This is a genomic window from Ruegeria sp. HKCCD7181, assembly GCF_057221055.1.
In genome coordinates this window covers 133,782-153,170 of sequence record NZ_JBWVBC010000004.1, presented here as the reverse complement: position 1 = coordinate 153,170, position 19,389 = coordinate 133,782, and the positions used below count along the sequence as shown (strand labels likewise).

18 protein-coding genes and 1 pseudogene are annotated in these 19,389 nt (G+C 55.7%); 10 read left to right on the top strand and 9 right to left on the bottom strand.

All coding sequences use genetic code 11. The features are described from left to right. Positions 1 to 182: 182 nt before the first annotated feature. The 4 genes from AC2TCY_RS09910 to AC2TCY_RS09895 all read left to right on the top strand — a co-directional run bounded on the left by AC2TCY_RS09910 (position 183) and on the right by AC2TCY_RS09895 (position 1,602). Positions 183 to 539: a sulfatase-like hydrolase/transferase gene (locus tag AC2TCY_RS09910; RefSeq protein WP_480847165.1), complete on the top strand. Its 357-nt coding sequence runs from the start codon at positions 183 to 185 to the stop codon at positions 537 to 539. Positions 540 to 544: 5 nt separating this feature from the next. Beyond that, a complete protein-coding gene (locus AC2TCY_RS09905; protein WP_480847164.1) occupies positions 545 to 670 on the top strand; it encodes a hypothetical protein in 126 nt (41 codons plus the stop codon). Positions 671 to 777: 107 nt separating this feature from the next. Beyond that, positions 778 to 1,233: a sulfatase-like hydrolase/transferase gene (locus tag AC2TCY_RS09900; protein ID WP_480847163.1), complete on the top strand. Its 456-nt coding sequence runs from the start codon at positions 778 to 780 to the stop codon at positions 1,231 to 1,233. A 36-nt stretch (positions 1,234 to 1,269) separates the two neighbouring features. Beyond that, complete coding sequence (locus AC2TCY_RS09895; RefSeq protein ID WP_480847161.1) at positions 1,270 to 1,602, top strand: hypothetical protein; 333 nt, start codon at positions 1,270 to 1,272, stop codon at positions 1,600 to 1,602. Positions 1,603 to 1,771: 169 nt separating this feature from the next. Here AC2TCY_RS09895 and AC2TCY_RS09890 read toward each other — a convergent pair whose 3' ends face one another. The 5 genes from AC2TCY_RS09890 to AC2TCY_RS09870 all read right to left on the bottom strand — a co-directional run bounded on the left by AC2TCY_RS09890 (position 1,772) and on the right by AC2TCY_RS09870 (position 5,716). Then, positions 1,772 to 3,802 carry a DEAD/DEAH box helicase gene (locus AC2TCY_RS09890; protein ID WP_480847160.1) on the bottom strand — a complete coding sequence of 677 codons (2,031 nt, stop codon included), beginning with the start codon at positions 3,800 to 3,802 and terminating at the stop codon, positions 1,772 to 1,774. A 501-nt stretch (positions 3,803 to 4,303) separates the two neighbouring features. Beyond that, positions 4,304 to 4,549 (bottom strand): hypothetical protein, encoded by a 246-nt coding sequence (locus tag AC2TCY_RS09885; RefSeq protein ID WP_480847159.1) that lies wholly within the window; start codon positions 4,547 to 4,549, stop codon positions 4,304 to 4,306. Beyond that, positions 4,546 to 5,103, bottom strand: coding sequence for a Gfo/Idh/MocA family protein (locus AC2TCY_RS09880; protein ID WP_480847158.1), 558 nt, complete (start codon positions 5,101 to 5,103; stop codon positions 4,546 to 4,548). Before AC2TCY_RS09880 ends, AC2TCY_RS09885 begins: the two co-directional genes overlap by 4 nt. 59 nt (positions 5,104 to 5,162) lie before the next feature. Further along, positions 5,163 to 5,294, bottom strand: a complete 132-nt coding sequence (locus AC2TCY_RS09875) for a hypothetical protein (protein WP_480847157.1) — start codon at positions 5,292 to 5,294, stop codon at positions 5,163 to 5,165. A 119-nt stretch (positions 5,295 to 5,413) separates the two neighbouring features. Beyond that, complete coding sequence (locus AC2TCY_RS09870) at positions 5,414 to 5,716, bottom strand: ATP-binding cassette domain-containing protein (protein WP_480847156.1); 303 nt, start codon at positions 5,714 to 5,716, stop codon at positions 5,414 to 5,416. Positions 5,717 to 6,085: 369 nt separating this feature from the next. On the opposite strand from AC2TCY_RS09870, the gene AC2TCY_RS09865 reads away from it, so the two are divergent. Beyond that, positions 6,086 to 6,376, top strand: a complete 291-nt coding sequence (locus AC2TCY_RS09865; protein ID WP_480847154.1) for a LacI family DNA-binding transcriptional regulator — start codon at positions 6,086 to 6,088, stop codon at positions 6,374 to 6,376. Then, a pseudogene (locus tag AC2TCY_RS09860) lies at positions 6,262 to 7,068 on the top strand (substrate-binding domain-containing protein); the annotation flags it as partial. The gene AC2TCY_RS09865 and the pseudogene AC2TCY_RS09860, both read left to right, overlap by 115 nt. A gap of 116 nt (positions 7,069 to 7,184) precedes the next feature. Here AC2TCY_RS09860 and AC2TCY_RS09855 read toward each other — a convergent pair. From AC2TCY_RS09855 to AC2TCY_RS09845, 3 genes are read right to left on the bottom strand one after another with little or no spacing between them, the layout of a single operon-like run. Further along, positions 7,185 to 7,916, bottom strand: coding sequence for an amino acid ABC transporter ATP-binding protein (locus AC2TCY_RS09855; RefSeq protein WP_480847153.1), 732 nt, complete (start codon positions 7,914 to 7,916; stop codon positions 7,185 to 7,187). Next, positions 7,916 to 8,749 (bottom strand): amino acid ABC transporter permease, encoded by an 834-nt coding sequence (locus AC2TCY_RS09850; protein WP_480847151.1) that lies wholly within the window; start codon positions 8,747 to 8,749, stop codon positions 7,916 to 7,918. The genes AC2TCY_RS09855 and AC2TCY_RS09850 overlap by 1 nt, the downstream gene beginning before the upstream one ends. Before the next feature lies 1 nt (position 8,750). Then, positions 8,751 to 9,563: an ABC transporter substrate-binding protein gene (locus AC2TCY_RS09845; protein WP_480847150.1), complete on the bottom strand. Its 813-nt coding sequence runs from the start codon at positions 9,561 to 9,563 to the stop codon at positions 8,751 to 8,753. Positions 9,564 to 10,208: 645 nt separating this feature from the next. On the opposite strand from AC2TCY_RS09845, the gene AC2TCY_RS09840 reads away from it, so the two are divergent. Beyond that, entirely contained in the window at positions 10,209 to 11,933 is a 1,725-nt protein-coding gene (locus tag AC2TCY_RS09840) for a type I secretion system permease/ATPase (protein ID WP_480847148.1), read from the top strand. Next, positions 11,930 to 13,240, top strand: coding sequence for an HlyD family type I secretion periplasmic adaptor subunit (locus AC2TCY_RS09835; protein ID WP_480847146.1), 1,311 nt, complete (start codon positions 11,930 to 11,932; stop codon positions 13,238 to 13,240). Before AC2TCY_RS09840 ends, AC2TCY_RS09835 begins: the two co-directional genes overlap by 4 nt. Positions 13,241 to 13,258: 18 nt before the next feature. Here AC2TCY_RS09835 and AC2TCY_RS09830 read toward each other — a convergent pair whose 3' ends face one another. After that, positions 13,259 to 15,304, bottom strand: coding sequence for a dockerin type I domain-containing protein (locus AC2TCY_RS09830; protein ID WP_480847144.1), 2,046 nt, complete (start codon positions 15,302 to 15,304; stop codon positions 13,259 to 13,261). Positions 15,305 to 15,526: 222 nt separating this feature from the next. On the opposite strand from AC2TCY_RS09830, the gene AC2TCY_RS09825 reads away from it, so the two are divergent. Together AC2TCY_RS09825 and AC2TCY_RS09820 are read left to right on the top strand one after the other, a co-directional pair. Continuing rightward, positions 15,527 to 16,672, top strand: coding sequence for a hypothetical protein (locus AC2TCY_RS09825; protein ID WP_480847143.1), 1,146 nt, complete (start codon positions 15,527 to 15,529; stop codon positions 16,670 to 16,672). Positions 16,673 to 16,695: 23 nt separating this feature from the next. Next, the gene (locus AC2TCY_RS09820) at positions 16,696 to 19,383 is read left to right on the top strand and encodes a beta strand repeat-containing protein (protein WP_480847142.1); all 2,688 of its coding nucleotides are present in this window, start codon (positions 16,696 to 16,698) and stop codon (positions 19,381 to 19,383) included. The last annotated feature ends 6 nt before the right edge of the window (positions 19,384 to 19,389 follow it).

Sequence of the window (19,389 nt, the reverse complement as noted above, 5' to 3'; positions counted from 1 at the left end):
AAGACCGCACTGCAGCTGCAATCTTGGCGTCAAACAACGGTATGCCTCATCTCATTTATTGGAACACGTGAACCGATATCTGAAACGCACGCGTTCTACTATAGCTCGACTGACAATTTACTGAGAAAAAGCAAGGCAGTGGGCACTTCGCCTAGGAAACGCGCAATGAGCGGAGGACCTGTATGGTTCCGATAAGGTTACTTTTTGCACTAATTAGTACGGCGGCGATTTCAGCAGCTTCAGTCGCGGCTGAAACCGACGACAACCGGCCCAACATACTAATACTTATTGCAGACGACATGGGCTTTTCCGACGTCGGCGCTTTTGGCGGCGAGATCGAAACTCCGACCATCGACCAGTTGGCCGAACAGGGCATGCTATTCACCAATTTTCATGTTGGCGCCTCTTTTTCACCTACCCGTACCATGTTGATCAGCGGAATTGACAATCACCTGGCGGGCTTGGGGAACATATTGGAAATCCAAGCTGACAACCAATTCGAAAACCGGGCTATGAGGGTCACCCGAACGATAATGTAGTCGCTTTGCCACGACTGCTTCGCGACGCGGGTAACCACATCTACATGACCGGCAAATGGCATCTCGGCCACGAACCCGAAACCATTGCTCATGCCCGCGGTTTCGAGAAGCCCTTCATGCTGGATGAGTGAGCGGCCGACAATTGTGTGGCGCAGCCTTATGCATCTTTTCATGAGCCGCGGCATTTGCCGAATTAGGAAAACTGGCAGAGGAGAAGAAAGCATTTAATGCGCGGAGGATGCAGACCCATGCCGGTATGCCCGACAATTTGGACGTCAATATTGGCAGGCTGCTGACCTATCTCGACGACAAAGGTATCACAGACAATACGATCGTGATTTTCCTTGCCATCAATGGCCCGAACCCGAACCAGCTGCCGCTCTCAGAGGCATACCGCGCCTGGTCCAAGGCCAACTACCACAAGGTCTACATGGAAGATTTCGAAGGCGGCTTTACCGATATGGGCCAAAATGGCGTTTGCGCTGACTATGGTCCCGGCTGGGCGGCGGCAGCGGCGGTTCCTGGCAGCTACTTCAAGACGTTTTCCACCGAAGGCGGATTGCGCGTCCCACTGATCGTACGCTTTCCGGGTGTCGTCGAGCCAGGCGCACAGATCGACAAATTCGCCTTTGTACGTGATATAGTCCCAACGCTTTTGGATGCGGCAGGCGTAGAAATACCGGGTTCCATCTAAAAAGGGCGAGAGATTTATGCTCCGGACGGTATCAGTATGATGCCCGTCCTCAAAGGTGAAGCATTGACGGTTCGGGGAGACGGCAATCCCGTTGGATACGAATTAGCAGGTTCTTCTACGGTGTTCGACGGGCGCTATAAGCTGATGCAAAACTTGCCCCCGAAAGGCACTGGTGAATGGGAACTATACGACATCGAGGACGATCCGTCGGAACTTCATGATCCGGCCACCGAAATGCCGGAACGCGTAGCAAAAATGAAAACCTTTTTCGAAAGCTATACCAAGGAGGTAAATCTCGTTCCGGTTCCCGAAGGCTACAACCCTTTGGAACAGACTATCACCAACGCGAAACGTGGTAACGGGCACTAAAAGCGAAATCGCGCCGCCTCGGCAACGGGGCGGCGATATGGCGGTCGTGTTAATCTCCTCACAGTTCGGTTTGCTCCAAAATGCGTGCCGGGCAGCAATGCGCTATCCGCGTTGCAATACCATAGATCGAGGCCATGGCTGACCTGGACCGAGAGCAGACAAACCAAGGCTATGTCTTCCGTCGTTTTGGTACCGCCTCTCCGCCCTTGGCAACCTTTGCAGCAGCGGCACGTGCGCGGTTTTTCTTGCTGCTGGGTTTGCCCTTGGGCGGTGGCGGGCCTTTTCGGGAATCGCCACTGGATTTGAGATCGCCGCCTTTGCGTACACCATCGCGAGCCTTGCGGCCTTGTTTCTTGGCGCCCGTTGCTTTGAATTTGACATCCGGCTCCCCTTTGGAGGCCACGGCCGAGGGGGATTGGCGACGCTTAGGGGCATCCGCGTGATCGGTCGAGCGATCCGCTTTGGATCCCTTCTCTTTCGATTTTCGGGGCTTTCGATCCTCGGGTTTCGGTTTGCGGTGACGGGGTACTGGTTCGTCGTTCCAATCAATGGGGGTTGTGTCCCCTTTGGATGGGCGCGAACTACCCTTGGCTACGCGCTTGGATTTCGACCGTTCAAACGCTGGTAGGTCCGGCGCTCTGTCCTGTCGCACAAGATCCTTTGAGCCTTCAATTTTCATGTCGGGACCAACAGCTGCCAGAAAACCCTCAACACTGGCTTCACGGATTTCGACATAAGACACGTCATCGGCAATTCGGATAGCACCGATATCGTCTTTGGTAAGGTTGCCTGCCTTGCACACCATAGGTAGCAAATGGCGCGGAGACGCATTTTGGTTGCGCCCTTCAGACAACGAAAACCAAACACTGGGGCCAAAGGCGGCGCGTGGCTTTGGGCTCTCCGATTTTACCGCAGCCAGCTCTTCGGGGGCGGAATGGCGCAAATTGTACTGGCGGAGGTAAGCTGCCGCGATTTGTTCGGGGGTGAACTCCTCAACCAGTTGGTCAACTGCCGCGCGTTCACTTTCGGTGATCTCTACCTGCCAGTCATCAGATGCAAACATCCTGGCCTGATCGCGCTCTTGCACCTCATCAGCTGACGGAGCGGACCCCCAGTCCGCAGTTAGTTTGGCGAACTTCAGAATACGTTCCGCCTTTTTTCGCGATGACGGCGGCACAACCAATGCGCTGACGCCCTTGCGCCCTGCACGACCTGTTCGGCCGGAACGATGCAACAGGGTCTCATGGCTGTTTGGCAGTTCGGCGTGCACCACCAAATCGAGGTTCGGCAAGTCGATTCCACGCGCTGCCACATCTGTCGCCACACAAACCCGAGCCCGACCATCACGCATCGCTTGTAATGCATTGGATCGTTCGCTTTGGGTCAACTCGCCGGACAGAGCCACAACCGAAAACCCCCGGTTCGACAGGCGCGTAGTCAGGCGCGATACCATCATTCGAGTATTGCAGAACACGATGGCATTGGGCGCTTCATAATAGCGCAAAACATTGATAATCGCGTTTTCACCATCGCGCGGGGCCACTGCCATGGCACGGTAGTCAATATCGGCGTGTTGGGTTTGTTCGCTAACCGTACTGACACGTTCTGCATCGCGCTGATACCGCGTCGCCAGATTGGCAATTGCGCGCGGCACAGTGGCAGAAAACAGCAATGTCTGACGTTCTGCAGGCGTTTCGTCGAGAATGAATTCCAGATCCTCACGGAACCCAAGGTCAAGCATTTCGTCGGCTTCATCCAGAACCACAGCTCGGATCGCGGTCAGATCAATCGAGCCCCGCATGATATGATCACGTAGCCTGCCCGGAGTAGCGACTACGATATGTGCACCACGTGCCAGTGCACGTCGTTCGTCGCGCATATCCATACCACCGACGCACGACGCCAGAAACGCACCTGCATCGGAATAGAGCCAGCCAAGTTCACGCTTTACCTGCAGCGCCAGCTCCCGTGTCGGCGCGACGACCAAGGCCAATGGGGCGCCGGACGTCCCGAACGTGTCGCCGTCGCCCAGCAACGTAGGCGCAATCGCCAGACCAAACCCGATGGTTTTTCCTGATCCGGTTTGCGCTGATACCAGCATGTCGCGCCCATCCAATTCAGGCTGGGTCACGGCCTGTTGGACTTGTGTCAATGTATCATAACCCTTGCGGGCAAGCGCGTTTGCGATGGTTTGCTTCACGGTGACGGTTCTTTGTATCGGCCAGGTGATGTGAGCCGCGCGGTATTGCAGTCAGCGCATCATCCAAAGTTAAAGGAAGCCTCTTAACTTGAGTCACCGGCATTGTATAGCCACGGCCTATCTTTCACATTGCGAAAACTGGTTTATACTTCAAACTCCGAAGTAGAGCGCGAACCCGCGGGTTTTCTGTAGGCACGGGTGGGTAGCTTAAGTCCGGTTTTATAACAGCTGAAAACTGATCAATCAGCGATGTTGGATTGGCTGACGTTCGGAGAAACCGGGGCCGTCGGAGAGTTCTAACTGGCTTATTGCCCCGGGAAAACGATACCATTCGCAGTTGGACGGCTCGCAATACACTCACAAGCTTCGTTGATCGTACAAATGAGCTGAGAATATTGGACCGAGTTGGCTCGAAACCAGATAGGCTGTCAGAGTTGTCGCCTGATTTTCCGCCCCGAGGTCATTTAATCGTTGCCAACCAAGCAGGTAACCCTTGCAGCTTTAGCTTTTAATGGCCTCCCAAACCGTGTTTCCGGCTGACGAACGCAAACAAGCTTCCACAACGGCCATCCCGTGCACACCCTCTTCCAAGCTGGTGAACAACAATTCCGGATCAGGTTGCAGGCCGCCCTGATGTGACCGGATCGCGTGTGCAGTCGAAGTGTAATTCGTCGCAAAGGCTTCCAAATACCCTTCGGGATGGCACCGAGCACCCGTGTGACCGCATTGGCCGCCGTCTTGGCTCATTCGCCACCTCGGGTTAGCAGCTGCTTGCGTTCTCCGAAAGGTGTGTACCACAATCGATAGGGATCTTCCTGTTTCCATTCCATGCCGCCCTTGTCGCCACAAACCCGCAGAGACAATTCGTTTTCGTTGCCTGGCGCGATTTGGCTAGCCCAAAGCATACTCTTCGCGCCATCGGAATAACGCAATAGAACCGCGACATTATCATCTACCCAGCGCTCAGGCATAAATGCCGTTAAGCCCGCCGCAACTTGGGTCGCCCGTTGTCCTTTGACAAAGCACACCAATTGACATGCGTACGCACCAATGTCCCCCAACTCACCCGCTGCCCCTGACTTCAATGGATCGGTGCGCCATTTGGCCTGCTTGTTGCCATCAGGGGCGGGCTCGGTAAGCCAATCCTGCACATATTCCACGTGTATATGGCGCGCTTGCCGAACCATCGGAGTGCCCCGATAATTGTGGGTCAGTATGAACAACACACCAGTCTGTTCCTGCTCCGCAAAAAAGGCGCGAGCTTCCCACGCGGACGTCGTCAGAGGCTTGTCGCAAAACACATAAATGCCCCGATGGCAGGCCAGTGATTTTCTCTGCTCTCGGCGTCCTAGTACCCGTTTTAGCCAGGGCCGTGCAAGTCATCCACCAGTTGGAACAAAAGCTTACATTTCGCTTCGTTCAGCGCAACGGTCGGTTCATCCATAACGATGACCTTGGCGTTCAGTGACAAAGCCTTCGTGATTTCAACCATCTGCCGCTGCGCGGCGTCCAACTCCCCGCCAGCGTGCCGGGTCCGAACCTATGGCGGTCACCAAACAAGGCCAGAATGTCCGAAGTCTCCGACCGCATCCGTTCAGCATCCAAAAACCCCTATCCCCAAACGGGCTCACGTCCCAGAAAGATTTTCTCGGCAACTGTCCGGTCGGGCAATAGGGAAAACTCCTGATAAATCACGCTCACACCTTGGGCGAGCGATTCAAGCGGGTGCTGAAACCGAACCTTCTGACCGTGCAGGTAGATCTCGCCCTCTTCCGCCTGACAGACCCGGGACAGAAACTTCATCAGCTTGGATTTGCCTGCACCGTTCTCGCCGGCGAGCGCGTGAGCCTCCCCGGCCCACGCCCTAAAACTGCCGGAATCCAGCGCGGTTGCACAATACAGGATCCAATCCAAATGATCGAACCTGCGGGCACGAATTTCCGGTTATGCACTGGTCGGGTTCGCATTTGGGTCAGGAACGATGGAAGCGCACGTCCGCTCCAGCCCTATCGCATCTAGCTCCCTGGCTAACCAGGCGCGATGATGTGGCGTTCCATCGAGAACAGGAATTTCGACGCCATCAAAGCCCTCTTGCGCAGCCAGACCTCAGTGCTCCGAGCGCTCCTTGCCGATCAATCCACCCACGCAAAGCAAGTTTACGCCCAACTTCATGTCCCCGCCCCGGAAGATCGAAGTATTCATGGCCGCGCGCCTTATGAAATCGTTTCATTCTTATTTTAACCCATTACAAATTGACTTTTTCGCTGCCACGAATGTGGCAGTATGACCAAGAACCCTCAAAAAAGACCGACAATCCGGGACGTCACACGAGTTGCGGGCGCGTCCACGACAACGGTAAGCCGCGCCCTGCAATTCCCTGATATTGTTTCAGAAACCACCCGAAATCTGTATTCGACGCCGTCACTGCAACAGGTTACAGCGTCAATACGACCGCTCAGATGTTACGGCGAAACCGGTCCGGCACGGTTTTGGTCATTCTGCCCGACATCGCAGACCCTTTCTTTTCCAAATTCCCGTCCGGGATCGAAGAGGTCGCCACTCGCGCGAAACTGACAATCTTGGTCGGCAATACCAATGGCAACGACAAAAAATATGCCAGCATTCTCGAAAACCTGCGCAACGGACGCGCGGATGGCGCCTTAATTCTGAACGGCACTGCGCCACCGCAAGGGCATACACCTGATGATGTTCCAATCGTATCTATTTCTGAACGCATAGAGAGCAGCACCGTGCCGCACGTTGGAACGGACAATAAAAAGGCGGCCTATGACGCCACCAATTACCTTTTGTCCCTGGGGCACAGCGCCATTGTGCACGTTAGCGGACCCGAAAGTAACACGCTGACCGAAGACAGATTGGCCGGATATACCAAAGCTATGACAGATGCGGGACTGCAGGCCAACATCGCAATGATACCCGGCGGATTTACTTTTCAGGACGGTCAAAAGGCAACCGAAGTTCTTCTGAAGCAGCACACTGCGGCGACGGCTGTTTTTTGTGCGAACGATGAATCAGCTATGGGTTTCGTTCGCAGCCTTCAAGCCTCGGGATTTTCCGTTCCCGAACAAATTTCGGTTATGGGTTTCGACGACATTCCGTTCTCGCGCGTTTTCCACCCTGAACTTACAACTACGCATCAGGCGCGAAACTTGATTGGACAACGCGCGATGGAAACGCTTCTGTCTTTACTGGAGAACCATTCGGCGCCTACCGGCCCGCTATTCCTGCCTCATGACGTGGTTGTTCGAAAAAGTACGGCACCTCCGCGCGGCTACGGCTCTCGCCGATTGTCGCTGAAACTGACGGCTCCTGTAAATTGCGATAAACGCTTGCGCCTTGACGAAATCAAAGGTTTGTTAGCCTACTTCAAGGCCCTAGCCAGAAACCTGCGTGTTGGCTCGTGCGCCGGCGTTTCGAACAGAACCTCAGGCGGGCCTTCTTCTATGATGCGACCGTCTTTCAGAAAACACACTTTATCCGCGGCCTCGCGCGCAAAACCCATTTCGTGCGTGGCCATTACCATAGTCATGCCCTGCCTTTTCAGCATCAGGAGGACATCCAACACTTCTCCAACCAGTTGCGGGTCGAGCGCTGACGTAATTTCGTCAAACAGCATGACTTCTGGCTGCATCGCAAGCGCGCGGACAATAGCAACGCGCTGCTGCTGTCCGCCCGATAGTTGATCGGGGTAGTTGTACATCTTGTCCCCAAGCCCAAACCGGTCGAACAGAGCTTCGACATCCGGCTGAAGCTCCGCCCGCGACAATCCACGTACACGGCGCGGCGCAAGCAGCACGTTCTCAAGCGCATTCATGTGCGGGAACAAATTGAAGCTCTGAAAGACTATTCCAATACGCGCCCGGACAGATTGTGGGTCACGACCGGGGACCGAGATATCCTCGCCATCCAGGAATATTGCCCCATCCTCGATCGGCTCAAGCAGGTTGATGCAGCGCAAGAGGGTAGACTTACCTCCACCTGACGCTCCGATCAGGCAAACCATCTGCCCTTCTTCGACAGAGAGATCAATTCCATCACACACAGTGCGATCTCCAAAGCGCTTGACCACGCCTTGCAGTTCAAGTTTAGCCATCAGCTGCGCTCTCGCATTTGTCGTGCCATCAGATGATCCGCATAGCGTGTTGCCGGGATCGTTACGATCAGAAAGATGATGGCCGCTCCGACATATGGGGTGAAGTTGGCCAGAAGTGATTTGAAAACCCCGGCCTGACGGAAGATCTCCACTGGCCCGATAAAGCTCAGCAGCGAAACGTCTTTTTGCAATGCAATCAGCATGTTCATCTGCGAAGGAACCACGTTGCGTATCGCCTGAGGAAGCACCACGTCGCGCATCACCTGCCGCTCGGACAAGCCCAAGGACAAGGCTGCGGCCCGTTGGCTGTGGTGGACGCTATCGATCCCTGCGCGGAAAATCTCGGCCACATAGGCCGAGTATGTCAGGATCAGAGCCAATGACCCCCAGATATAAGGTGAATTCCACGGGCGCGGCAATCCCAGACCCGGAATCCCGAACCCGATCAGGTAAACAGTCAGGATAACGGGCACACCCCGGAAAATATCCGTGAAGGCAGCACCGAAAATACGCAGAGGGAACAGTGCAGGTGATTTTGCATCACGGGCCAGCGCGATGAGAAGGCCGAGAACGGCAATTGCAGGTGCCGACCACGCAAAGATCATTACGTTGACACGAAAGGCTTCCAGCAGCTTGGGAAAGGTCTTGACCAGCACCGCGCCATTGAAAAAGCTTTGCTGCACCTTTGCCCAGCCAGGTGACAACGGCACCAGGAAATAAAAAGCGGCGATCACGGTGACAGTGCTTGTTGCAGCGATCACCATGGACCGGCGCCTCTGCTGCGCCTCATAGAGTTCGCGGCGGGTCATCCCCGCCGCATTGGGCTTACTCATATTACTTGATCAATGGAACACCCGTGGTGTCCTGCAGCCATTTAGCCTCAATCTCTGCCAGCTTGCCGCTTGCGGTCAAACTCGCAAGCGCGTCATCGATGCAGGATTTCAATGGATTTCCTTCCTCCAACAACATACCGAACTGATCGGGGTTGTCGCTCTGATCCGGCGCGAATTGGCCAATGACTTTAGAGCCTTCGATCATCACCGCGCTCAGGAACAAGGCAGTCGGCAAGTCGAAAAGCGCGGCGTCGATCTGGTTTGCAATCATCGCCGCATTCACATCCGCGTTGTCGCCGTAAAGAAGGGGGTCAACGTCCGGCTGTATGATGGCCGCCAGTTTCGGCACGGCCGTCGTCGATCCAACAGCGCCCCATTGCAGACCTTTCAACGCATCCAGCGTCGGAGCGGTGTCGGTTGCATTCGGGCTGACCAGAACGGCCATCGGAGCCGTATAGTAGGGTGCCGAGAAATCGACCACTTGATCTCGTTCAGGCGTAATCGAGTATTGCTGCATATTGACGTCAAATTCCTTTGCGCCAGGCTGAATCGCCTCATCAAAGGACGATCTTATCCATACGACGTCGGCAGCGGCAAAACCCATCTCCTCGGCCACGGCAATGGCTACGGCGGCCTCAAACCCCTCACCTTTTTCTGGCGCGTCATCCAGTACCCAAGGATAGTAAGCAGGGTTCCCGGTTGCCACGGTGAATTTCCCGTCTGTAAGAGTTTTACCAGCGGCGCAATTCCCTTCGGCAAAAGCTGCGGTTGAGAACGCTAATGACGCTGCAGTGATCGCAAGTATCTTGGACATCAAGTGAAACCTCCTGTTAGGCAGTTTTGCAGCAGGGTAGTTCCGCCTCTAGACACTGTCCAGCAGGTTACATCGACTGACACTGGAGCATCATCGTCCCTCAAGTTTTGGAACACCGCGCCATTTTGTGAGCGTAGTCGGCATCCGGTTTGCGCTGCATGAAGGAAAAATGCACATGGGTGCGAGTCGCGAAGGCAGGTTACCAAATCGGAAAAGGAGCCATATCTAAGCGTTCATGCGGAGCGCAGTTCTGAGTTTCGTTAAACAGCGATCTATCCCTACGACTGGCGTGATGTTGCTGATCGCGGTTGCTGGCCTGGGACACGCTGACTTCACTTAGCTCCAAACGGTCGGAACAGTTTCAAATGGCGGAGATTTTCTGCGTTATCGCCGTCCTGTTGCGTATTTAGAAGTGAGACGACGAAACATCTTTTTCTCATGTACACTCGGCGTGTTTTTGCTGGAAATCCACGTTCAGGACTATACAACTGGCTCATCTATTAAGGCGAGATTACAAACCCCCGTTGTTCGTGTTGAGCGCGCCGATATACAGTGTTGAGATGTCGAGCAACAATTGGGTCGTCACCACCGGTCGGGCTCAGCTGGGGATAATAAGGACCAACAGTCGTGATTTTTAGAAATCGTATGCCCGCACCGCGGCGACAGGAATTGCTGAATGTGGGCAATCAGGGGATCGTGTTCTTATCCCTCGCATTTCTGTTCAGCATCTTCGTGAACCTGTTGATGCTGACAGGACCGCTGTTCATGTTGCAGATTTACGACCGGGTTCTTGGATCACGTTCGGTTGAAACACTGACCGCGCTGTTTTTGCTGGTTGCGCTGCTGTACGCATTGATGGCGATGCTGGATTACGCCCGCGGCCGGATCATGGCGCGATTTGGGGCTCGGTTCCAATCCATGCTTGACGAAAGGGTGTTCGAAGCGACCATGCGCCGGTCGCTCTTCCCGCAAGTCAGGTCGGCACCAGCAACCGCTTTGCGCGATCTGGAAACGATCCGCTCATTACTCGCATCTCCTGTTTTCCTTGCGGTGATGGACATTCCATGGACGCCAATTTTCTTAGCAGCGATCTTTTTGTTTCACCCGCTGCTAGGATGGCTTGCCGTCGCTGGCGGCGCGCTTCTGATCGCTATTGCCGCGCTGAACCAAGCCATGACTCACCGCAAGGTGGCCGAGGCGCAGGGCGCGTCAGCACAGGCAAATTCCTTTGCCGAACACGCGCGGCAGGCGGCCGAAGTCGTACGTTCACAGGGGATGCAAAAGGATGTGACGACACGTTGGCTGAAACAGCGCACCGCGGCACTCTCGCAAACCATCGCCGCAAATGACTGGACTGGCAGCTTCACTTCTCTGACCAAATCGCTGAGGCTTTTCCTGCAATCTGCGATGCTGGCGTTGGGGGCATTGCTTGTACTACGCAACGAGATGACACCAGGCGCAATGATTGCCGGTTCGATCCTGCTAGGACGGGCGCTGGCGCCTGTGGAAATGGCAGTAGGCCAATGGGCGCTGGTTGAGCGCGCCCGCACGGGCTGGCTCTCTCTGAACAAATTCCTCGACTCGACTCCGCCCGAGCAACCGCGAACTAAACTGCCGGTTCCGACCGGCCGACTTGTAGCCAAGGGCCTGACCGTCATCCCGCCCGGAATAAAAACGCCGACATTGCGCAACGCGTCATTGAATCTTGAACCGGGTCGGGCGCTTGGCGTGATCGGGAAAAGTGGTTCCGGGAAAACCACCTTGGCCAAAGCTTTGCTGGGTCTGTGGATCCCCGCAGCGGGTGAAATTCGTTTGGGCGGCGCAACACTGGATCAATACGATTCCGACGATCTGGGAAATCACATCGGATACCTGCCGCAGCAAGTAACCCTGTTCAACGGAACCGTTGCTGAAAACATCGCCCGGATGTCAGAGACACCGGATGCCGAAGCCGTTGTTGCCGCAGCAAAGAAGGCCAACGCGCACGAGATGATCCTGAGTCTGGAAAAAGGGTATGACACGTTCCTTGAGGGCAATGACAGCCAGTTGTCGGGCGGGCAGAAACAGCGGATCGCGCTGGCGCGTGCGCTATATGGCGACCCGGTTCTTTTGATCCTCGACGAACCGAACTCTGCCCTTGACGCCGAAGGGACTGAAGCATTGAACGCGGCTGTTCGCGGTTTCAAGACTGCCGGAAAGGCAGCGATTATCATGACACACAGGCCGCAGGCTATTTCGGAATGTGATGATCTGGTTGTTGTCGAAAAAGGTCAAATCGTCAAATCCGGCGCTCGGGACGAGGTTCTCAATTCAATGGTGCAAAACGCAAATGTCATCAAACGGCACCTGAACAAGGTGGGTGAGAAATGATGGGATCCACTGAACGCCCAGCCTGGAACATCACGGTTCCGGCTATCATTGGTTTCTCGGCTTTGGCCATTCTTGTCATCGGATTAGGTGTGTGGAGCATTCGAACCAAATTGGCAGGGGCAGTCATCTCGCAAGGTATCGTCGAGGTGCAAAGCAACCGGCAGGTGATTGAACACCCCGACGGTGGCGTTGTCGGCGAAATCTTCGTACGCGACGGAGATTCTGTGGTGCGCGGCGAATTGCTTTTGCGGCTGGACGATACTTTTTTGGCTTCGGAGAATACGATAGTCGAATCCCAACTCTTCGAACTCCTGTCCCGCAAGGCCCGGCTAGAGGCCGAACGCGATGACGAAGATGATCAGGGTCTGGCCACTAGGCTGCAGGAATTGCAAAGCCAGGAGGAGATTGCTCCTGAGCTGTTGGAAGGACAATTACGCTTGTTCTCTGCGCGCCTGGACACCTTGAACCAGAAAACCGAGCAGCTGGGAAAACAGCGTATCCAAATCGAAAGCGAGATCGAGGGAACGCAGGCGCAGCTGGTATCCCAACGGACTCAGCTGGAGTTGATCGCGAATGAGTTGACCGATCAGGAGGGGCTGCTGAAACGCGGCCTGACCCAGGCCAGCCGGGTTTCTGCTTTGCAACGCGAGCAGGCGAGCCTAACGGGTGAAATCGGCCGTCTCGAAGCCTCAGTCGCGCGCTTGAAAGGGCAAATCGCAACGACCGAAATCCAGATCGTTGAATTGCAAGCGACACGCAGAGAAGAGGCCATCACCGAGCTGCGCGATGTCGAGGCACGGGTGGTTGAACTGTCGGAACAGCGATTGTCACTAACCGAGCGGATGTCGCGGCTGGACATTCGCGCCCCAGTGGCCGGTACGGTTTACGACAGCCAGGTCTTTGCAGTGCAGTCCGTGATCCGGCCTGCCGAACCAATGATGTATGTGGTGCCGCAGGACACCCCTCTGGTCGTGGCGGCAAAGGTGGATGCGCTGCATGTCGACCAGTTGCATCGGGGTCAGGAAGTTGCGCTGCGGTTTCCTGCCTTCAACCAACGCGAAACACCCGAACTCTATGGCCACGTTATTAACGTTTCGGCAGATACATTCACTGACGAAAGCACCGGATTCACGTTCTACCGGGCCGAAGTCGTGCCCGATGACGGTCAGCTTGAACGGCTCAACGATCAGGAGTTGCTGCCGGGTATGCCAGTTGAGGCAATGATCAAGACCGATGAGCGCACACCGCTTTCTTATCTGGTAAAACCGATGTCGGACTATTTCTACCGGGCGTTTCGCGAAAAATGAGGCGAACCTGCAGGACCGTCAGACGGCCTCGACATTGCCCAGCAGGATCGAGGTCATGTCTGCGGTTACCGCCCCATCAACGACGGTGACGGAAACACCAGTATCATATGCGACTTTGGATTTGGTGATCCCTGACAAATCGGCTGCAGCATCTAGAAACACCCATTCAGCATCATGGGCAGTAGGTTGGCGGACGGCAACCTGCAGGATTGCCAAGGCGTCAAGCGCATTGACCGTTCCATCGCGGGTAATGTCTGCCGCTATCAGGTTTTCCGCCGTGGCAGGACCGAAAGTCGGGTCTAGCCCCACCGCAATCCGCAGAACCTGCAACGCATCCAGTGCAGTGATCTCTCCACTGGCCGTGGAATAGGATTTTACGATATCCAAGTCGCCGGGGTATGTGCCCGGCGGTATGCCCAAGTGGAATTCTCCCTGATCATTGGCCTGTGCGGTTATGGTCGACCCGCCGTCCGGTGTGAATTGAACTTCAGCCCCTTGCAGAGCCGGGTTTGCCGTATCGGAATCCAAGGCCACGGCACCCAGAACGCCGGGCAACGCATTGTTGTCCGGAACATTACTGAAGTTAACGGGAATATGGTCCGGGCCATCGAATCCTGCGCCAAAGATATCGGAACTGCTCAAAGACCCGCCAGAGGCCGAGACAACATCGATCGTCTCGTCACGATATTGAATGCGCGCACCTTGGGCAGTGCTGGTGAAATTCAGTTGCGCCGGAGACCGCAGAAACGGCAAGTCAGACAGGTCCAATCGATCTGTCCCCGCCAGGAAATCGGTGATCGTTGTCGGGCCGCTGCCTTCGCGCACTACAAAAGTATCCGCCCCTGCGCCCCCGGTCATGGTTGTAGCACTGGTGCCGGTGATCAGGATGTCGTCGCCTGCACCGCCTTTCAATACTGTGTCCAGAACCCCTCCACTCAGCATATCGTCCTGCGCCGTACCGGTAACGGTGCCATATCCCTGCCGGACGTCACCCAGATCCGAGACGTCGATGCTCAGCTGTGTCAAACCGGCATCCTGTTGTGATGCGGCAAAAACTTGCAGCTGATCACCGACCTGAGCAACGCTCAGCGATTCCACATTCTGAAGTCCGCTGGACAGCGTGTCAGCGAAGCTGTCCATATGGACCAACTGGCCATCCGGCGTCAGTGTGAACAGGGTAACCCCGTCGTCCCCACCGCCCGCAACTACGAACACGCGCCCCGCGACCTCGACCAGTGACATATCCTGAACGGATCCAAATCGGGTGTGCAATGTATCCAGGACGTGGTCCGTCGCAGTCAATCGACCATCGCTGCCCAACTTCATGACGCTTAGCGAATTGCTGCCGGCCGCCGCTACGACCACCCACGATTCACCATAGGCCTGGGCGACCTCTACAGCTGTGGGAGCGTTGATTCCCAGGGTTTGAATGGCGCTGTTACCAGTGATTTCTGTGAGGTCGCCGGTACTCGGTTCGACGGAAAAGGTTGTGATGGCGTTACTCGTCGTGTCAGCGGCAATAACGAACTGGCCGGCACCTGATTGCAGTGTTTGCAGCATACCCGCCTGCATCATCACCGAATCGGTAGCCGTTAGGGAACCATCATTGTTGATGTGATAGGTTCTGATTTGCCCTGTATCCGAATGGGCCAGAGCCAGCAGATCAACCGCACCGAACGAGACCTGCACTGCTGCCGAAACATCCCCGCCGCCGATCAGGCCTCCGGTTTCGCGCAATGCACCGATGTTGCCGTCAGAATTAAGATCGTAACTGACAAGTCCGGTTGCTCTATCTACATCCAGAAGCAATTGGTCGCTGCCCGCCAGCGTCACAGGGACACCACTGCGGCCAACTTGCTGGCTGATGGTAACGTCGTAGTACTGCTGATCCTGAATGACCGGCGCGGCTCCGTCTACCAAATGCCATGAGACTACGCCTCCGCCGATCCCGGTCATACTGAAGAGATACGTTTCATCGTTAAACGTTTTTAAAGCCGTATCGCCGATACCTGAATCGAGCGCCGCGGTCCCCGTTGCCACCACACTTTCGAATTGAAGCATCATCACACTCACCCCTAGCCACCCTTGGTCGTGACAACAGGTTGAGCGGATGCCCAGGCCGAAACCAGAGCAGGAATGTGGTGAAAACGAGGAGTTCGGTTTCAGTTTAACTCAAGTTTTTCCGGTTCGACTGCATGGGTCACCCGGCCGCAAGACTGACTGACAAATCCCTGCGATTTCCGGGGCATATCCCGGCAGATTGCAACCGATAAATGTGAGGGCATCATGACCAAAAAACCCGTTTCGACGACCAACGAGACTTCGGAAAACCTTCCTGAAAGAGGGCGCAATCGTCATGTCCGCAAGTGGATCAATGGCAAGCTTCAAAAATGGGCCGGGCGAGGATTGGCCGGTGGGCTGGGTTCGACGCTGATGGCCCTACCCGCGCTGGCACAAGCCACGGATGCCGAGCTGGCCACCTATCAGTTTGCAGAATCGATCCCGGGCGTTCGCTCGGTCAAGCTGCTGTCCAACGGAGATCTGCAGCTGAAAATGGCGGATGGTCGAACACTGATCGTAGCCGCCGAGAACGTTCAGGTCCTTGAAAACGGAGCAATCATGATTGCCGACGCCGCCGTTGGCGAGATTGTGGAATTCAGCGCAGTCGCCGAGGCGGGCGGTGCCGCCGCAACCGGTGGCGTAAGTGGCATCGGCGCTGTTCTGGGCGGCGTTGGTTTGGCAGGTGCCGCAGCAGCGGGAGGGGGTGGCGGCAGCGATGATTCCGACAATGGGGGCGACACGAACAATGGGGGCGACACTGGGGTCATTCCTCCTGCTCCAAAACTGCCAAGCCTAAGTCTCGCCGGATTGCAAGCGAACGCGCTGAACAACAACAGCGCCAATCTTACCGTCCCAGAGGGCACGGCTTCGGTCGAAATCACTATCGGGTCTCTGACAAAGGTTGTTACGCCAGACGCTGATGGAAACTGGAGCCTGTCTTTGACTGAGGTCGAGGCAGCGGGTCTTTCGCAAGGGGTTTCGACCGTTACAATTCGGAATCTGGACGACAGTGGCGGCGAAATATCTGTTGAAACAGTAGAGTACGTCGTTGACACAATTCCCCCGACGCTCAGCATTTCTGAATTCTCAGCAGGGGCAATTCTGAATGCCGTGGAGCAAGGCTCAGACCTGAATATCTCAGGGACGACGGATGCTGAAAACGGACAGAATGTCTCGGTGACGATCAACGGGCAGACCTACACAGGTACAGTCACCAACGGTGAGTGGACCGTCGCCGTGCCAACAGCGGACCTGACCTCTTTGCCCGATGCTTCTACGATCTCCGTGACCGCTGATGTCTCTGACTTCGCCGGCAATCCGCCGATCAGGCAAGTAGCAGTTTTGAAACGGATTTCAGTGCGCCCGCTGTAACGTTGGATACCGTGGCCGGCGGCTTGATCGACCTTTTGGATGTGGGCAGCGATCTGGTTCTAACAGGAACAACAACTGCCGAAGATGGTCAGACCGTCACCGTGACATTTGATGGCCAAGATTACACTGGTACCGCTTCGGGTGGCGGTTGGAGTGTAACGGTCCCAAGCGCCGATTTAGCAAGCCTGTCGACAGGCACCCCGGCTACGATCAGTGTGATGGTCAGCGATACGTCAGGCAACCCAGCCATTCCGGCCTCCGTTTCCGTACCGGTTGATCTGACCGGACCTACGATCGCGATCACACCTCTGTCTGTGGGTGTAGCCATCAACGCAGTTGAAGTTGGCGCTGACTTGGTCATCAGCGGGATGACCGGCAATGTAACTGATGGTCAACAGGTCACTGTAACTTTCGATGGGCAGACATACACTGGCACTGTTTCCGGCAACAGCTGGTCGGTAACCGTTCCCAGTGCCGATCTGGGTGCCTTGACTGACGGCGGAAATTTCACCGTGACTGCGGATGTCTCGGACACCGATGGGCTCTCTGCCCCACAAGCCAACGTTGCGGTTTCCAAAGACGTAACAGCCCCGGCTCTGAGTATCGACAATTTCTCGGACGGCGCCGTGATGAACGCAGTAGAGCAGGGTACAGAGCTGATCATTTCCGGTTCAACCACAGCAGAGGACGGTCAGATTGTAACGGTTGCCCTGAATGGTCAAACCTATTCCGGCACAGCAACCGGCGGTGGGTGGACTGTAACTGTCCCTTCTACTGACCTGAGCGCATTGTCGGATGCAGCTACACTTACTGCAACGGCGGATGTATCGGACGCTGCAGGAAACCCAGCAGCGCAAGCGTCAGGCAGTTTCGACACCGATTTTACTGCCCCCACTCTGAGCATTTCCTCATTGTCTGACGGTGCAATCATGAATGCAGCGGAGCAGTCGACGGATCTGGTTGTGACGGGCGCTTCGGACGCCCCTGACGGCACGGTTGTTTCAATCGAAATTGTCCGCCCCGATGGTACGGTAGATGTAAACGGTACCGCAACAGTAACCGGTGGTGCTTGGGTATACACCGCCCCTGCCGCTTCGCTGAGCAGTTTGCAAGACGGCGAAACCTACGATGTTAGTGCCATTGTTTCGGATGCGGCGGGTAACAGTGCCAGCGCATCGGCAAGGTTTGGGACAGACTTCAATTCGCCTTCAATAACGGTCGACCCATTACCGATAGGCCCCGTGTTGGACATCGGAGAACAAGGGGCGGATCTGACCGTAACCGGCACGACCACGGCAGAAGACGGACAGATTGTGACTGTTAACCTGGGAGGGCAAAACTACACGGCTACGGTTTCTGGCGGTTCCTGGGTCGCGACGGTTCCATCGGCGGATCTGGCAACTTTGGCAGATAGCAGCAACTATACAGTCACGGCATCCGTGCAGGACATTGCCGGAAACGCTGCTCCGGACGCGACAGGATCTCTGACCACCGATTTCAGGCCGACCCTGAGCATTGACCCAGTTGGAACAAACGAAACTGTCGCGCTGAGCGATGCCCAGCTCGGCGGTTTGACGGTAACCGGCTCTTCGGCTGGTCTAGCGGCAGGCCAATCAGTGGATGTGACGCTCAATTCTGTTTCCGTAGGAAGCGCAACCATTGCTGCGGACGGCAGTTGGAGCTTGAGCTTGCCGGCTTCGGATTTCGCAGGGCTTGTTGCCGGGGACGCGATGAATTTCGAAGCTCAGGCAGCGGTCTCTGGTGGACCTGACCCCGACCCTGCATCAGATCATGTGACCGCACATTCACCTGCGGCCTACATCATTACCCAAGCGGATCAAACCGGTGCGACGATAACATTCGAAGTGTACGCCGACGCGGATCGGGACATCTCCAGTGGCCTGGCCGTAACCGCTGATCTTGGCTTTGACCCGTCGGTTGTTTCGTATGACAATGGATCAGACACAGAAAACGGCGATTTCGACCTGTTTCTCGCAAGTCCTGCTGGTCCGTCTACCATCAGCTTTGCGGGTGCTGCGACAAGTTATGGCGACCTGTCTCAACCCATTGTCACCTTTACCATGACGGTTCAGGATTCGACGAAGCCAATCGAACTGACAATCACAACCCCTGATGGTGGCCCATCACAATTTCTTTTGGGCACCAGCGGCGATGACAGTCTGACTGGGTCAGATATCGACGACGTTGTCCGCGGAGGGGATGGGGACGACACCATCGACATATCCGGTGCAGGCCGGGATGTTGTAGTGTTTGAGGCTGCACCAGCGGACAATGGCGTGGATACCATCAGCGGATTCACGTTGGGTTCTGCAGAGGACGTCTCCGATGCACTGATATTCCACGGGCTGGACGTTGCATCGTTGCGAGGGAACGGTACTGGCGTAGAAACCTTGATCGTCGGGGATACCCTGGGAACCAATACCGGGTTTGTCGGGCTTCAGACTACGCTCGCAGATTTGACCGTCGACACGATTGCGACCGCTGTAGAAGGGCTAGCAGGTGCAAAATCCGGCGACGAGATTTACGTCATGGCAACCAACGGAACCGACGGTGTACTGGTCAAGGTCGATTTCACGACACCAAGCACTGCTTCTGTTGAAACACTTGCCCAGTTCGACGGGCTCTCTGATCTTAGCGGGCTGAGCTCCGACAACATCCTACATACTGACCCCACAGGCGCATCAGCCTGAACCACG

What these genes read in the sequence shown, in the direction of transcription:
- AC2TCY_RS09910 (WP_480847165.1), top strand. Translation starts at nt 183, where the DNA reads ATGGTTCCGATAAGGTTACTTTTTGCACTAATTAGTACGGCGGCGATT.
- AC2TCY_RS09900 (WP_480847163.1), top strand. Translation starts at nt 778, where the DNA reads ATGCAGACCCATGCCGGTATGCCCGACAATTTGGACGTCAATATTGGC.
- AC2TCY_RS09895 (WP_480847161.1), top strand. Translation starts at nt 1,270, where the DNA reads ATGATGCCCGTCCTCAAAGGTGAAGCATTGACGGTTCGGGGAGACGGC.
- AC2TCY_RS09885 (WP_480847159.1), bottom strand. Translation starts at nt 4,549, where the DNA reads ATGAGCCAAGACGGCGGCCAATGCGGTCACACGGGTGCTCGGTGCCAT.
- AC2TCY_RS09875 (WP_480847157.1), bottom strand. Translation starts at nt 5,294, where the DNA reads ATGGTTGAAATCACGAAGGCTTTGTCACTGAACGCCAAGGTCATCGTT.
- AC2TCY_RS09865 (WP_480847154.1), top strand. Translation starts at nt 6,086, where the DNA reads ATGACCAAGAACCCTCAAAAAAGACCGACAATCCGGGACGTCACACGA.
- AC2TCY_RS09855 (WP_480847153.1), bottom strand. Translation starts at nt 7,916, where the DNA reads ATGGCTAAACTTGAACTGCAAGGCGTGGTCAAGCGCTTTGGAGATCGC.
- AC2TCY_RS09850 (WP_480847151.1), bottom strand. Translation starts at nt 8,749, where the DNA reads ATGAGTAAGCCCAATGCGGCGGGGATGACCCGCCGCGAACTCTATGAG.
- AC2TCY_RS09845 (WP_480847150.1), bottom strand. Translation starts at nt 9,563, where the DNA reads ATGTCCAAGATACTTGCGATCACTGCAGCGTCATTAGCGTTCTCAACC.
- AC2TCY_RS09840 (WP_480847148.1), top strand. Translation starts at nt 10,209, where the DNA reads ATGCCCGCACCGCGGCGACAGGAATTGCTGAATGTGGGCAATCAGGGG.
- AC2TCY_RS09835 (WP_480847146.1), top strand. Translation starts at nt 11,930, where the DNA reads ATGATGGGATCCACTGAACGCCCAGCCTGGAACATCACGGTTCCGGCT.
- AC2TCY_RS09830 (WP_480847144.1), bottom strand. Translation starts at nt 15,304, where the DNA reads ATGATGCTTCAATTCGAAAGTGTGGTGGCAACGGGGACCGCGGCGCTC.
- AC2TCY_RS09825 (WP_480847143.1), top strand. Translation starts at nt 15,527, where the DNA reads ATGACCAAAAAACCCGTTTCGACGACCAACGAGACTTCGGAAAACCTT.